At 60.1% G+C, this 13,775-nt stretch carries 12 protein-coding genes; 2 read left to right on the top strand and 10 right to left on the bottom strand.

What is annotated here, in order from left to right:
- Positions 1-5 precede the first annotated feature (5 nt).
- The 10 genes from FHP24_RS00200 to FHP24_RS00155 form a co-directional block, all read right to left on the bottom strand.
- On the bottom strand, positions 6-962 hold the full coding sequence (locus FHP24_RS00200; protein ID WP_246091547.1) for a formylglycine-generating enzyme family protein: 957 nt from the start codon (positions 960-962) through the stop codon (positions 6-8).
- A 99-nt stretch (positions 963-1,061) separates the two neighbouring features.
- Entirely contained in the window at positions 1,062-2,321 is a 1,260-nt protein-coding gene (locus FHP24_RS00195; RefSeq protein WP_139671206.1) for a BatD family protein, read from the bottom strand.
- A complete protein-coding gene (locus FHP24_RS00190; protein WP_139671203.1) occupies positions 2,318-3,793 on the bottom strand; it encodes a VWA domain-containing protein in 1,476 nt (491 codons plus the stop codon). Before FHP24_RS00190 ends, FHP24_RS00195 begins: the two co-directional genes overlap by 4 nt.
- Entirely contained in the window at positions 3,790-4,776 is a 987-nt protein-coding gene (locus FHP24_RS00185; RefSeq protein ID WP_139671200.1) for a vWA domain-containing protein, read from the bottom strand. Before FHP24_RS00185 ends, FHP24_RS00190 begins: the two co-directional genes overlap by 4 nt.
- Complete coding sequence (locus FHP24_RS00180; RefSeq protein ID WP_139671197.1) at positions 4,769-5,287, bottom strand: DUF4381 domain-containing protein; 519 nt, start codon at positions 5,285-5,287, stop codon at positions 4,769-4,771. Before FHP24_RS00180 ends, FHP24_RS00185 begins: the two co-directional genes overlap by 8 nt.
- The gene (locus tag FHP24_RS00175) at positions 5,287-6,237 is read right to left on the bottom strand and encodes a DUF58 domain-containing protein (protein WP_139671194.1); all 951 of its coding nucleotides are present in this window, start codon (positions 6,235-6,237) and stop codon (positions 5,287-5,289) included. The genes FHP24_RS00180 and FHP24_RS00175 overlap by 1 nt, the downstream gene beginning before the upstream one ends.
- 8 nt (positions 6,238-6,245) lie before the next feature.
- Positions 6,246-7,223 carry an AAA family ATPase gene (locus FHP24_RS00170; protein ID WP_139671191.1) on the bottom strand — a complete coding sequence of 326 codons (978 nt, stop codon included), beginning with the start codon at positions 7,221-7,223 and terminating at the stop codon, positions 6,246-6,248.
- Positions 7,224-7,290: 67 nt separating this feature from the next.
- Positions 7,291-8,931 (bottom strand): arylsulfatase, encoded by a 1,641-nt coding sequence (locus FHP24_RS00165; RefSeq protein WP_139671188.1) that lies wholly within the window; start codon positions 8,929-8,931, stop codon positions 7,291-7,293.
- Between the two features lie 199 nt (positions 8,932-9,130).
- The gene (locus tag FHP24_RS00160) at positions 9,131-10,351 is read right to left on the bottom strand and encodes an alpha/beta hydrolase (RefSeq protein ID WP_180355839.1); all 1,221 of its coding nucleotides are present in this window, start codon (positions 10,349-10,351) and stop codon (positions 9,131-9,133) included.
- A gap of 199 nt (positions 10,352-10,550) precedes the next feature.
- Positions 10,551-11,486 carry a LysR family transcriptional regulator gene (locus FHP24_RS00155; protein WP_139671185.1) on the bottom strand — a complete coding sequence of 312 codons (936 nt, stop codon included), beginning with the start codon at positions 11,484-11,486 and terminating at the stop codon, positions 10,551-10,553.
- A gap of 139 nt (positions 11,487-11,625) precedes the next feature.
- On the opposite strand from FHP24_RS00155, the gene FHP24_RS00150 reads away from it, so the two are divergent.
- Both FHP24_RS00150 and FHP24_RS00145 read left to right on the top strand, forming a co-directional pair.
- Positions 11,626-12,420: an alpha/beta hydrolase fold domain-containing protein gene (locus FHP24_RS00150; protein WP_139671182.1), complete on the top strand. Its 795-nt coding sequence runs from the start codon at positions 11,626-11,628 to the stop codon at positions 12,418-12,420.
- Positions 12,421-12,501: 81 nt separating this feature from the next.
- Entirely contained in the window at positions 12,502-13,686 is a 1,185-nt protein-coding gene (locus FHP24_RS00145) for an efflux RND transporter periplasmic adaptor subunit (RefSeq protein ID WP_139671179.1), read from the top strand.
- The last annotated feature ends 89 nt before the right edge of the window (positions 13,687-13,775 follow it).

Below are 13,775 nucleotides of genomic sequence, written 5' to 3'. Positions count from 1 at the left end.
TTCATCTATGTTCTCCTTTTGATGCAACGAAATCCGACATGGCTCGTCGATGTGTCTTCCGGCTCGGCGTGACGTGCTGCCGGGCGATAGCGCCTGCAGTAATTCGGCGCGCACAGATGCGAGCCTCCCTTGAGCACCCGACGGGGAATCCTGATCAGTGGCTGCCGCGCGTCGTAGCTTGCATCGACGTGACCGCCGCGGGGATTGCTCGGAATACAGCAAGAGTGTGCTGCAGGTTCGGGATGCCGCGTCGACCAATAGTCCTCGGTCCATTCCCAGACGTTACCGATCATGTCGTGAAGCCCGTAACCGTTGGCCGGAAAGGCTCCGACAGCGCTCGTCCGCTCATGCCCTTTCGGTTTCGTGCTCGTCGTCGGGAAGACGCCCTGCCAGGTGTTTGCCATTGGCCTGCCGCCCAGCATGAAGTCGTCGCCCCAGGCATATTCGGCATCGACGCCACCCCGGGCTGCAAACTCCCACTCTGCTTCGGTGGGCAGTTCCAGTTCCGCCCATGCGGCATATGCCTTGGCGTCGGAGAAGGCCACATGCACCACCGGATGGTCGAGCTTGCCCCGCAGGTCGCTGAGGCCTCCCAGCGGACGGCGCCAGGTTGCGCCGAACTTGAAGGTCCACCACTGCGATATGTCGGTGCCGGTGACAGTCTTCGGCATCGTGAAGACAAGAGAGCCCGCCCTCAGCATTTCTGTCTTCGCGCCTGGGTAGTCGGCGGCATCAGGCATCTTTTCCGCAACGGTCACATGCCCCGTTGCTTTGACGAACTCCATGAACTTCCTGTTCGTCACAGGAGTCCGCTCGATCCAGAAACCGTCGACCTTGACCGGATGCGCGGGAGCCTCCTCCGGGTAGTGGTCGTTGGACCCCATCGCAAAGGTTCCACCCTCGATCCAAACGAGATCGGGTATCTCAGCCTTCGTGTTCGCGTCTTCGAATGCAAGGGTCACGGCCATCTCCTGCCTTTGGGTGCGACGTTGACCCAGGGACAGGGGAGGTGGAAGTACGCAACGGTTACAGACGGTGTAACATCGCTTTGATGAACGACTTCATGCGGGGTTCAAGGGGGGAAGAGCCGACCTCTGATGGCTCAGGCGAGCCGGTGCCATGCTGACGGAGGAGGACAGGATCGCCCTGTCGATCTCTCGTTCGCCTCTACCGAACAGTTGGCCTTCGAGCGTCTCGATCTCATGGGCGGCAGCCGGCGAAGTAACGGCAACCCAGTCTGCCAGCGTTCGATACCCTTCCGTGCGGCTACATTCGTGAAGCGCCGCATAAACGTTCGCGGCTGATGCGGTACGGATTGTCCGACGAAGTTGCCGAAGTCGGTACCACCGCGAGTGTTTGATGTCGCGGCCAATCGATCTTAAAATCACGAGCAATCTGGCCGGAAGACGCCGCCCCGCCCAAGCGGCGGCGACCGATCCGAGGAGAGCCAGGCAACCGAACATGATTGTGCGCCGGGCCTTGTTTGATGCGACCGTTCCCTCCGCTTGTTGCTGTGGTGCGATGCCCGGTATCGCCGGAGCGACCGCCACTTTAACCGTTATCGCCGGAAGGGTCGCCGCATCGTCACGGTGGACGTCGGTGTCGAACCATGGATAAGATATCTCCGGAACGGTGAAGTCGCCTTCCTTTTCCGCCGTGTAGACGACCGTCTCCGTTCTCCGGGATACCATGTCCCTGCCGACGCGGACACCGTCTTCGATCTTCGCCGGCTTGGTGTATTTTTTCAGCCCGTCGGCGCCCTCGAAGTCGATTGCTGGCATCGTCAACCCTTGGGTTTCGAACGCCGTTATCGTGATCGTTCGAACCAACACGTCTCCAACCTTCAGTGACGACGGGTCCCTGTCGAAGGACTGCTGGATATTGAGACCCTTTGCAGCGAAGAAGACGTCGGTGCCCTTCGTGACATCGAATGTGAAAGGCGAGGTAGCTACTTTCCCAGTTATGGATTTGCCGTTCTCGGACCAACCAATCGGTATCTCGATCGCAGGCACGGCAAACGTTCCGGGATTGTCAGGCACGATAGAATAGATCTTCCTGATGCCGGAATATTGCTGGCCGTCGATCGTCTGGACCATGTTCTGCGCCCGGTCGGTCGACAGCGTCACGAGCGCGTCGGGGATATCGAAGAGCGGAAAGTCGGGTGGCAACGTGAAGAAATAAGGTGCGAAGACGTCCACGAAGACGCTGACCTTCTGACCGGGAACGATGCCGCCAGTGGCATCGACGCTTGCCCGCGCAAAAGGCTGTGCCGCCATTGCAGGTGCCGCGGCAAGCAGGAACAAAAGCGCCAGCCATCTCATCGGTGATCCCCTTGCTCCTCGATGGCGAATTTTCGGGCCATCAGATCGGTCGGACTGACGACGATATTCTTCATCCAGAGTTCCGTGGTCTGATCCGCGACCTCCACCTTTCCGGCCTTTCCCTTCTTGCCCTTGTCGTCGATCTTGACCTCGTCCGGTTTTTCGTTCGGCTCCTGTGGCTGGTCTTCATCGTCCTGCTGCATCTTCAAAAGCCGTTCCGCTATCGCAAGGTTGGCTTGTGCCTCGGGCCAGTCCGTCCTCTGACTGGTAGCAACTCGATAGGCCGCGACTGCGTTCTCGAAATCTCCAAGCCGCAGGAGAGCGTTTCCTTGGTCGAAGCGAGCTTCAGGCGCCTCTACCGCTCCGAAGGATTCCGACGCCGCCTTGAAATTGCCCGCCCGGTAAAGCGCGATGCCCTTCCACATCCGGTCGCGAAACAACGTCGAGGCCGTAGCATAATCGCCGCGATCGAACGCCAACCGTCCTTGCTGGTCCGCAGTCAGCCACATGTCCAGAAAACCGGCTGCCTTTACGGGCTCTGGCGAAAACAATTGTGTGGCCAATAAAAAGCAAGCCACCTTGACGACCCAGCCTCGCCTGAAGGACAGCGCAAACAGGAGAGTTAGCGGGAAGACGAGGTACCATCCGGCATCGTGCCAGCGATCGCCGCCAGCTGCCGCCGCCGCGAAGTTTGTCCTGACTTGTCGCACAATCCAGCGCACGTCTGCGTCGTCATTCGTGATCGTCGCCACAGGCGCGTCCGCTTGCCCGGCGACATGACGAAGCGCCTCGATATCGAGCCCACCGCCTGCTGTGCCGATCCCCAGGATGACGACGCCGCGGTCCAAAGCTTCGGCGGCATCGGATTCTATGCCATCGGTGAGCAACAGGACCGTCCCCGGCGTGCCGTCCGCCCGAAGGAGGTCGTTGGCGAGCTTCAGGGCGGCCTTCGTATCCTGGCCCTGCGTCGGCATGATGCGGGTGGCCAAAGCGTCTGTATAGGACGCGATCAGTTCGACGTCGTCGGTCAGCGGAACGACCAGATGGGCCGTGCCGGCATAGGCAATGACTCCGGTTCGTCCGCCTGCGCGACTTGACAGGACGTCGCGAATTTTCAGCTTAGCACGTTCGATGCGGCTCGGGCTGACATCCCTGTTGTCCATCGATTGTGACAGGTCCACTGCAATCACAAGCGATGCCGTGTCCGAGACGAAAGGTGGAGGCTCGCGCTTCCATGTCGGACCGGCGACTCCCAGGGTTGCGATGGCGAGAACCGCAGCGGCAAGCCAGGACGGGAAGGCATGCCTGCGGGCGTCGGGTTCGACAAGCAGGTTTTCGAGAAGATGCGGCGCGATCATGCACTTCCATCGGCTTCGCAGATCATCCGATCTTGAGGCCATCCAGACGATCAACGGGGGCAACACGAGGACAAGGAGCCACCACGGCCTGAGGAAATGAAAATCGGCCATCATGCGAACCTCCGCCGCAAGCCGGAGACTGCGCCCGCCACAATGTACCATGATGCCAGAAGAATGACGGCGGCGGCCAGTGGCCAGTGAAAGAGTTCGATCCTTGGCCGCCAGGAGGTGGTCTTCTGATCTTCCGGTGTGATCGCGTCGAGGGTCCGGTAGATCTCTGCGAGCTGCGCGGCGTCTCCCCCGAAGAAATAGCGCCCGCCCGTCTTCGAGGCGATAGCCTGAAGCGTCGAGGTATCCAGCTTGTCCTCGCCCGACGCCTGCGGGTCGCCGATACCGACCGTATGGACGACCACGCCCTTCTGCTTCGCGATGTCTGCCGCCTTGAGTGGCGGCATCCGGCTGGCCGTATCGTTTCCATCGGTCAAGATAACGAGCACTTTTTCTGGCACAGTGGTCTTGTCGAACATCCTGATCGCCAAGCCGAGTGTGTCGCCCATGGAAGTCCGTGGCCCGGCCATTCCGGGCAGCAGGCCGTCGATCATCGTTCGGACGAGGGTATGGTCCATGGTGAAGGGCGCAAGCGGGTAGGGCGCGTCGCCGAATGCCACCAGTCCGATGCGGTCGCCTGAACGGTGCGCCACGAAATCCGATACCACGTTGCGAACTGCATCGACGCGGGCCTCAAGAGCGCCATCGGCCGCCTTGAAATCCCGCGTTTCCATCGACTGCGAGAGATCGAGTGCCAGCAATATGTCGCGCTGGGGCTCAGATTTCTCGATTGGCGGCTCGACAAATTGTGGTCGAGCGAGTGCCAGAACGACCAGAGACCACGCAAGCAATTCGACAGTGGTCTGCAGCCAGGGGCGTCCCGGAACGACAGAACCAGCTGTCGGAGTGAGCCCGGCAGCGCCCGCGACCTGATCGAAGAAGGGGATCCTGATGGATGATGAAGTCTCCCGGTGCGGCGGAAGCAGTCTCCAGACCAGCAGCGGCGCAGCAAGCGCGAGCAGCAGCCAGGGTTGGGCGAGCTCATACATGATGGTTCTCGATCCATCGCCGGGCGTCTTCGATTAGCTCGTCAGCGAGCTTCCCTGGTAGCCGTCTCAGTGCGCCGGCATCGCGGTACTCGAAGTCATCGACCAACTTGCCCAGATGGCTCCTGTCGCGGGTGCCAACGTGGGTGGCGAGAAAGGATGACCAGTCTTCTCCCGACAGCTTTCCCACGTCCGGACGGCCCCAGGCTGCGATTGCAACTTGCTTGAGGACAAGGGCGATGTCGTAAACGGCAGCCTGCCGGGAGGCCTCCGCGCGAAGTCGTGGCTCTATAGCTGCAAGGCACTTCAGAGCCTCGCGCCGATAGGCGTTTCGATAATATCGGCGGAGCGTAACGATGACCCAGGCGAGCAGAGCGACGACAACCAGACCGGCCAACAGCAACCACCCCCAAGTCTGCGGCATCATCGATATCGGCTGCGGCAGGACGATGTCCTTCATCGATCGGAGCGCAGTCTGGGCCATTGGGTCGAGGGCGGGCGCTGTCTCGTCCATCACCGTCTCCTTTGCCGCCATGCCGATTGATCGAGAAGCCGTCTAAGTTGGGGCGCGGTCTCCTCTGCCGCGGAGATCGGCAGCATCGGCAGGCCTAGCTCGCGCTGCCATGCACGCAGTTCTCGCCCTCGGTTTCGAGCGAAGGCGTCGATGGAAGAGCGCACCCCACTCTGGCGAAAGGAAATCTCGGCCTGGAGCCCGCCGCCGCTGATGACGAGGTCACCCGACGTCGGGAGATCGAGCAAGAAGGGATCGTATACCAGCAGGCAGATCACATCGTTGCGAGATGACAACCGAAGAAGAAGGTCTTTGGTTTCTGGGCCGTGCCCGTCGAAATCGCTGACGACGATAACGAGGTGATCATGGTGCGCTATCGCAGCAACGCGCCGCAAAGCGTCGTCCAGAGCCTTCCTCGATGGCGCCCCCGCAAACGAGGCCGCCAGAACGCCGTTTCTCTCCGATATTCTCTCCGCCAGTGCGATGACGGCATTCCGGCTCCGGTTTGGTTTCACCTCCGAGAAACCTTCGTCACCGAAGACGAATCCACCAACCCGGTCGCCTGAGCCCAGTATCCGCCAGGCGCACAGCATCGCTGTCTCCGCTGCCGTCACCGATTTCATGAACCGTCGGCTGCCAAAGAACATGTTGATGCGCTGATCGACGACAATCAGCGCCGGACGCTCCTTTTCTTCGGAATAAACGCGCACGACCGGTCTGGTCGTGCGCGCGGTGACCCGCCAGTCGATCGAGCAGATATCGTCCCCCGGCAGATAACTACGGAGTTCCTCGAATGTCAGTCCGCGCCCGCGCATCGCCGAGTTCATGCGCCCGGCAAGCTGTTGATGACTGCGGTCCTTCTGGACGAAACGAAGATCGCGGGCGTATGCCTGCAGAGCAACGAGCTGTTCCGTCGAGATATGGACGCCATCCGTTGTTTCCGTTGCAGACATATTGCCTCTCAAGACACGGCGACGAGTTCGGTAATCCGATCGATCACCTGATCGGGGGGCGTGTTCGAAGCGTGCGCCTCGTAGGAAAGGATCAACCTGTGACGGAAGACGTCGTTGACGATCGCCTTCACATCGCCCGGCGTGACATAGTCGCGACCCTTGAGCCACGCATAGGAACGCGAAACCTTATCGAGGCCAATCACCCCGCGCGGACTGACGCCGACCTGCAGCAGCTTGGCCAGGTCCTTGTCATAACGGTCGGGGTAGCGCGTAGCGAATACCAGGGCCACCATGTATTTCTCGACCGGATCGGACACGGTGACAGCGCCGATTCCCTCGCGGGCATCGAACACCGCTTGCGGGTTAAGCCTTGCAACGTCGGGTGATTGGGAACTGCCATGCGATGCCTTCTCCTCATCCCGGTTGAGCCGCATGATCGCCGCTTCGGATTTTTCATCCGGATAGCCGACCTCGATATGCATCATGAAACGGTCAAGCTGCGCTTCCGGAAGCGGATAGGTGCCTTCCTGCTCTATGGGGTTCTGTGTCGCCATGACCATGAACAGCGGTGGAAGCGGATAGCTCTTGCCGCCGACTGTAACTTGCCGCTCTTCCATCGCTTCCAGCAGCGCTGACTGCACCTTGGCGGGAGCGCGGTTGATCTCGTCCGCGAGGATCAGGTTGGCGAAGATCGGTCCCTGCTGAAACTTGAACTCGCCCTTTCCGCCCTCGGAAAAGTAGATTTCCGAGCCGGTAATATCGGCGGGCAGCAGGTCGGGTGTGAACTGGACGCGTGACAATTCGGAATCGAGGTTCTTCGCCAGGCTCTTGATGGCTCGCGTCTTGGCAAGCCCCGGCAGGCCCTCGACAAGCAGATGGCCGTTCGACAAAAGTCCCAGCAGAAGTCGCTCGACCATGGTGTCCTGGCCGATGATCGACTGGCCGATGCGCCTGCCGAGATCGAGAATGTCGTCGCGAGCTTTCATGGATGCCTCATATGATCAGCAGCCGATGCGCACCGCTGCCTTAACGGTGCGCATCCTTCCAGGCATGCTACTTCTCGATCCCGCGGTCCCTGAAGGACTGGTCGACCGCCTTGTCCACCTGGGCGCGCACGCCTTCGATATTGAAGCTGGCGACCCGCTGACTGGGGGGGAACTTGACGAACGACTCGAGGAACGCCGCGCCTTGCAACTGCCCCTTGACCAAAAGGTAGTCGTTGCGGGTCAGGAAATCGTTGTACTGATCGGAAACGATATCCGCCCTTTCATAAGGGTCCATGCGCAGATTGAAGAGCTTCGGAATGCGCCAGGTCACGAGCGGCGTCCGCCACACTGCGAAACCGCCGGGCGCAGGCTGCTCCTTGAACACGACCTTCCAATCGTCGTAACGGGTTGCGACGAGATCTCCGTCATCGTCAAAGTAGTAAAAATCAGGCCGGGCGCTCTTGTCGGTCTTACCGGTGATGTAATCGAGCTGGTTGTAGCCATCGAGGTGATTCTTGAACGTCGTGCCGCTTCCGGAAGGCTGCCATCCGTTCAGAAGTCTTGTCTTGACGTCCGTGTCTCCAGCCGCCGCAAGCAATGTCGGGAACCAGTCGAGACCTGAGACCATCTGATTGGAAATTTGTCCGGGTGCTATATGTCCCGGCCACTTGACCATCGCGGGCACGCGGAAGGCGCCCTCCCAATTGGTGTCCTTCTCGGATCGGAACGGCGTTGTTGCCGCGTCCGGCCAGGAGAACTGGTTCGGGCCGTTGTCGGTCGTGTAGACCACGATCGTGTTGTCTGCGATGCCGAGGTCATCGAGTGCTTTCAGCAGTTTCCCGACATCGCCGTCATGCTCGATCATGCCGTCGGCATACTCGTTTCCAATCATGCCGCTCTGGCCGCGCATCGATTCCCTTACGTGCGTGAACAGATGCATACGCGTCGTGTTCATCCAGGTGAAGAAAGGCTTTTTTGCCTTGGCCTGCCGACCGATGAAGTCGATAGCTGCGGCCGTTGTCTCATCATCGATCGTTTCCATCCGCTTTTTGGTCAGCGGGCCTGTATCCTCGATCTTGCCGTCTGCAGAAGCCTTTACGACGCCGCGCGGGTTGTATGCCTTCAAGAATTCCCGATCGTCCTTCGGCCAATAAGGAGCTTCCGGTTCTTCCTCCGCATTCAGGTGATAGAGGTTGCCGAAGAACTCGTCGAAGCCGTGGTTGGTTGGAAGATATTCGTCGCGGTCGCCCAGATGGTTCTTGCCGAACTGTCCGGTTGCATAGCCCAGCGGCTTCAGTGCCTGAGCGATGGTGATGTCGCCCGGCTGCAGCCCGACCGGAGCGCCGGGAGCGCCCACTTTGCAGAGACCCGTCCGAAGGCAAGTCTGACCAGTGATGAATGTCGAGCGGCCTGCCGTACAGGAATTCTCGGCATAGTAGTCGGTGAACATCAGGCCCGCCTTTGCGATGCTGTCGATGTTCGGGGTCTTGTAGCCAACCACGCCGAATGAATAGGCACTGATATTGGTCTGTCCTATGTCGTCACCGAAGATCACCAGAATATTCGGTTTGGAAGCTGTGTCCGCGGCCGGAGCCGCCGTTGTTGCGGCAGTCTGCGCTTGGACCTGCAGCGGAACCAATGCGGTGCTTGCGAACGCGATTCCGACGGCTGCGGCACTTCTGAGAATTCTTTCCGGAAGGCTGGTCATTAACGCCTCCTGCTCTTGTCGTGGTCGTACGTCATCGCGTTCTCCTTGTTTCGCAGGAATACCCGAGTTGGAAACTCCCAGGTTCGTGAAAGCACTCGGCGGACTGCCGGAAGCCGACGGCAAGCTTTTCCGAAGACGACGGGTAAATAGAAGTACGCAACGGTTACATCGTGTGTAACATCGCGCCTGAACGGCACGTTTACTGGGTGAGGGGCTGCGGGTCCCTGCCACTGTCTAGCGTCTGCTTGAGATCGCCGGGCTCCGGTTTCGGTTTGTTTTCCAGAATTGTCACAGGCGCGGCAGCAGCGGTCGCCGCAACGGTGCCAATCGTCTCCACGGTGCCGCCGACGACAGCGGTCAGACCTTCGCCAAGCGTGACGTTGGAGTCCGTGAGCGGCTGACCGGTCATCAATCTCTGCCCGATAAGTTGCACGATCTCCGGGCTTTCGGCGAATTTGCCGTGATTAAGCCTGTCTCCGGTCTTCACCTTCGTAAGATCGATTGCGGTTATCCCCGCTGCCTCCAGCCGCGATCTGTAGGGCTCCTTCGTTGGATCGATGCCGCCCAATCTTGCGACCCTTCCCGTAATCAGGCTTGACGCCGCCAGTGCCCGATCGTCCTGCGAAACAAAGATTGTGAATTTCGGCTTTGGTTGCCCCATTTCAGCGTACTGCTTGGCAAAGACTTGGATGTCTATATCGGGAGAAGCAAGGATTACGTCCTTGATCTTGGAAGCCACACGACCGTCGCGGATACCCATCTGACGAAGCGATTCCATCGCAAGCCAGGTGCCCATGGAGTGCGCCAGCAGCGTGATGTCCTTCACGTTCGAATCCTGTGCGAGCAGCCGCAATGACTGTTCCAGGGCCGTCCGTGAATAGTTGGTGCTTTCCTTGTCGTACTCGTAGCCGAACAGGCTAGCCCGCGACGGCCATGTGAAAAGGATCGGCGTCGCTTTCATGTCGGAGTCATGAACGATTTGGGCCAGCCGAAAAACACTATCCTCATAGCGGTTGTTGAAGCCGTGAACGAAAACGAGCGCGTGGCCTCCTTCGAGATGCTGGCGGAACCATGACCGCCCCTCCTGAAGAGTGGCGACCTGTTTGACTTTCGTGACGGCGAAATCCGTCACCGGATCAGGCGGCAGCTTTTTGGGCCACTGTACGGTTCCGCTGTCGCGCTTCGCGGGAATGGAGACGGCTACCTCCGTCAAAAATGGCTTCGGGCTTCGCTCGCCATTGAACAGTGTTTTTGGATCACCTGACGGCTGGCGTGTCGTGGCGACAAGCATCTCAATCTGCGTCGGCCGGGTCGAGGTGGGCGAAATCGAGACGGGTTCCATGACGCCAACGGGGTGACCACAGGCGGATAGGAGCGGCGCGAGGAGCATCGTAGAGATAAGTGTAGACGTGTGCCGCATCGTGTTTTCCAGGTGAACGATGTGATCACCTTACGATGCGGCCTTACGACCGGAAGTCACGCAACGGTTGATTTACGTTTCGCCCAATTGGATACATATTCTCCCGTGGAACGGCCCGCCATTCGCGAACAGCGACCAGCCATTCGACAGTGGACCGCACAAAGCTTGCCTGTCGCCATACGGTCAAGACCTCGCGGGCTTAGCTCGCTTCCCGCATCAGCTGCCGGTTTTCCTCTACCTTCAGTGTCTGTACGCGTTTGGCCAGCCAGTCCACCACGACGCGTACCTTGTTGCTGAGGTGGCGGGTCTGCGGGTAGACGATGTAGAGCGGAAAACTCTCGCAGGTCCAATCCGTCAGGATCGGTACGAGCTTGCCCTCCTGCACGGGCTTTTGGGCCATGAAGCGCGGCACCTGCGCCAGCCCGGCGCCTGCGATGGCGGCATCGAGATAGGAACGGGCATCGTTGACCGAAACGATGTAGTTCGGATCGATCTCGATCTCTTCGTCACCTCTGCAGAATTTCATCTGCATGATCCGGCCTGACGGTGCCTGCAGGTAACCGACGCAACGGTGGCCGTCATTCAGGTCGTTCGGGTGCTCCGGTTTCCCCATTCGCTCCAGATAAAGCGGCGAGGCATAGGCATGCATGCCGATCTCTCCGACTTTCCGGACGATCAGCGACTGGTCCGTCGGCGTGCCGCCGCGCAGCGCGCAATCGACGTTCTCGGCGATGTAATCGACAAGCCTGTCGCCGACACCGATATCGAGCTTGATCAGCGGATAGCGTTCGTTGAATTCGCAGAGATGCGGGATGATGAGCAGATCGGCAAAAGCGCCCGCCATTTCCAGACGGACCCGGCCGCTGGGCTGGGTCTGGGAATTCGACAGGCTACCATCCAGTTCTGCCACGTCCGCCAATATCTGGGTCGCCCGCTCGTAATAGAGAGCGCCGTCAGTCGTCACCATGACGCGCCGCGTCGTGCGGTTGAGCAATGTGGTCTGCAGATGCGCTTCGAGCGCCTGCACCATGTTGGTCACGGTGGTCTTCGGGATGTCGAGCGTCGTGGCTGCGCGGGTGAAATTCCCGGTCTCGACGACCCTGACGAAGACGCGCATTGCCGACAGCTGATCCATGGCATTCTCCTTGTAATGCGATTATCCATGAATTTGGAAAAGTGTTGCCGATCGGAGCGTATTGCGCTTGCGATCCCGAACAATAATATCTGAATACGAATTCGCCGCAAGACCCGTGGCTGAAACTCTGGAAATTGCCATGTCACAGCGTTGGGAAACATTGGAAATCGATGGGCCTTGGAAGGCTTCTATTCCCGTGCGCATTCACAAGGGCAATATCCAGGGCGGCAAGCCGCCGATCGTTCTTTATCTCAAGGGCGATGCATTTCAGACGCCCGCCGATGACAATGGCGAGCGGCCGGTGATCCGCGCACTCGAAGACGCAGGTGCGGTCGTCGTGGAGGCTGATTACGGCAGCGTGTCGGGGAATGTGTTCCCGAAGGCGATGGAATGCGCCTTTCTGGCGCTTTACGGCCTCAGCAAGAAGCTGAACGACTTCGGTAAGGGCAAGTCACCCCTGTTGATCGCCGGCGACGAGGCTGGCGGCAATGTCGCGGCTGGTGCGGCGCTGAAGGCAAGAGACCAGATGCCGGGCCGGCTTTCCGGCCAGGTCCTGCTTTCGCCGATGATCGATCCGATGATGACATCGGCCTCGATCCGTGGCGCCGACGAAATCGGCATGCGTGAGCGCTGGTCGGACGGATGGAGCCATTATCTCGGCTCAGCCTGTTCGATGCAGCATCCTTACGCGGCTCCGTGTCTGTGTTCGAGATTATCGGGTGTCGCACCGGCTCTGGTGATGACATCTGATGACGATCCTCTCCGCGACGAAGCGCTCGGTTATGCCGACAAGCTTTCCGGGGCAGGGGTCAGCGTCACCAAACGCATCTTGCCCGCCGGCAGCGGCTGGACGGGCCTGTATCACGGTGTTGGTGGAGCCTGGTTAGCCGGGCTCTGCACAGAGTTTTCGGCCTTCGTTCGTCAGGTGACGTAGCAAGGCCTGCAATTTCTGCCCGCATTTATCGAAAGTTCCGAGAAACGATAACAGCCCTCCCCAAGGCTGATGGAGTTCACAATGACAGCGAAATCGACCCGCTGGGCCCTGCTGGGCGCCGGCCTCACTACATCTGTGCTTATCGCAGGCGCAGCATTCTATCTCGACATGCCTCAGGGCGCCAATGCGGCGTCCCCGGCGGAATCTGCGGCTCCGCCGGCCATACCGGTGACCGTGGCAACCATCCAGCCACGCCGCATCGGCACATGGCAGGAGTTCTCCGGCCGTCTCGAAGCCGTCGATCGCGTCGATGTCCGTCCGCGCGTCGCCGGTGCCGTACAATCGGTGCATTTCCGTGAAGGCGGCCTGGTCAAGGCCGGTGACCTTCTGGTGACGATCGATCCGGAACCTTTCATGGCGGCCGTTGCCGAATCGGAAGGTCTGGTCGCCTCGGCCGAAGCGAAGCTTTCTTTCGCCGAAACCGAGCTTGAGCGGGGCAATACCCTTTTGTCGCGCAATACGATCTCGCAGAGCGATCTTGCCCAGAGGCAGAGCACCCAACGCGAAGCCAAGGCCAATCTTCAGTCGGCCAAGGCCGCGCTGAGGGTCGCGGAAATCAATCTCGGTTACACGGAGATCCGCGCTCCGATTGCCGGACGTGTGGGCAAGATCGAGGTTACGGTGGGCAATCTGGTCGCCGGCGGGTCATTGTCGACTCCGCTGACAACCCTGGTCTCGGCCGATCCGATCTACGCAAGCTTCGATGCCGACGAACAGCTGGTAACACGGACCTTGGCTGAACTGCCGCTCGCGGACGGTCAGCCTGCCATCAATCAGGTGCCTGTCGAGATCGCCACGCTTGCTCCAGGTTCCGAGCCGATCAAGGGCCATCTGCAGCTGATCGACAACCAGGTGAATGCCGGCACCGGCACGATCCGGGTGAGGGCGGTATTCGGTAATCCCGGCGGCAGGCTGATCCCCGGCCAGTTCGTCCGGGTCCGCATGGGCGAACCTGAACCTGTGGATCGCCTTGTGGTCAGCGAACGGGCGCTCGGCAACGACCAGGACAAGAAGTTCGTGCTGGTGGTCGATGGCAAGAATACCGTCGCCTACCGCCCGGTCGAACTGGGTGACGCCATCGGCGGCATGAGGATTGTCGAAAAGGGCCTCAACGCCGGCGATCGCATCATCGTCAACGGATTGCAGCGCGTGCGCCCCGGCGCAACGGTCGATCCGCAGGACGAAGCGAAGATCGCCGCGAAGTAACAACCGGGCCGGAGTTTCGGCCTTTCCCATACTGAACCAAACGATCGCCCGCGGCACTGCGCTGCGGGCGCAGGGGCAGCTTATGCCCT

Origin of the sequence: Aliirhizobium smilacinae (assembly GCF_006335145.1) — a bacterium.
In the GTDB taxonomy this organism is placed as follows: domain Bacteria; phylum Pseudomonadota; class Alphaproteobacteria; order Rhizobiales; family Rhizobiaceae; genus Neorhizobium; species Neorhizobium smilacinae.
This window is presented reverse-complemented; position numbering and strand designations above follow the sequence as displayed.

Excerpts from the sequence above, each read along its gene's own strand:
- FHP24_RS00195 (WP_139671206.1), bottom strand. The coding sequence starts at position 2,321 with ATGAGATGGCTGGCGCTTTTGTTCCTGCTTGCCGCGGCACCTGCAATG.
- FHP24_RS00190 (WP_139671203.1), bottom strand. The coding sequence starts at position 3,793 with ATGATGGCCGATTTTCATTTCCTCAGGCCGTGGTGGCTCCTTGTCCTC.
- FHP24_RS00155 (WP_139671185.1), bottom strand. The coding sequence starts at position 11,486 with ATGGATCAGCTGTCGGCAATGCGCGTCTTCGTCAGGGTCGTCGAGACC.
- FHP24_RS00185 (WP_139671200.1), bottom strand. The coding sequence starts at position 4,776 with ATGTATGAGCTCGCCCAACCCTGGCTGCTGCTCGCGCTTGCTGCGCCG.
- FHP24_RS00160 (WP_180355839.1), bottom strand. The coding sequence starts at position 10,351 with ATGCGGCACACGTCTACACTTATCTCTACGATGCTCCTCGCGCCGCTC.
- FHP24_RS00175 (WP_139671194.1), bottom strand. The coding sequence starts at position 6,237 with ATGTCTGCAACGGAAACAACGGATGGCGTCCATATCTCGACGGAACAG.
- FHP24_RS00145 (WP_139671179.1), top strand. The coding sequence starts at position 12,502 with ATGACAGCGAAATCGACCCGCTGGGCCCTGCTGGGCGCCGGCCTCACT.
- FHP24_RS00170 (WP_139671191.1), bottom strand. The coding sequence starts at position 7,223 with ATGAAAGCTCGCGACGACATTCTCGATCTCGGCAGGCGCATCGGCCAG.
- FHP24_RS00150 (WP_139671182.1), top strand. The coding sequence starts at position 11,626 with ATGTCACAGCGTTGGGAAACATTGGAAATCGATGGGCCTTGGAAGGCT.
- FHP24_RS00165 (WP_139671188.1), bottom strand. The coding sequence starts at position 8,931 with ATGACCAGCCTTCCGGAAAGAATTCTCAGAAGTGCCGCAGCCGTCGGA.
- FHP24_RS00180 (WP_139671197.1), bottom strand. The coding sequence starts at position 5,287 with ATGGACGAGACAGCGCCCGCCCTCGACCCAATGGCCCAGACTGCGCTC.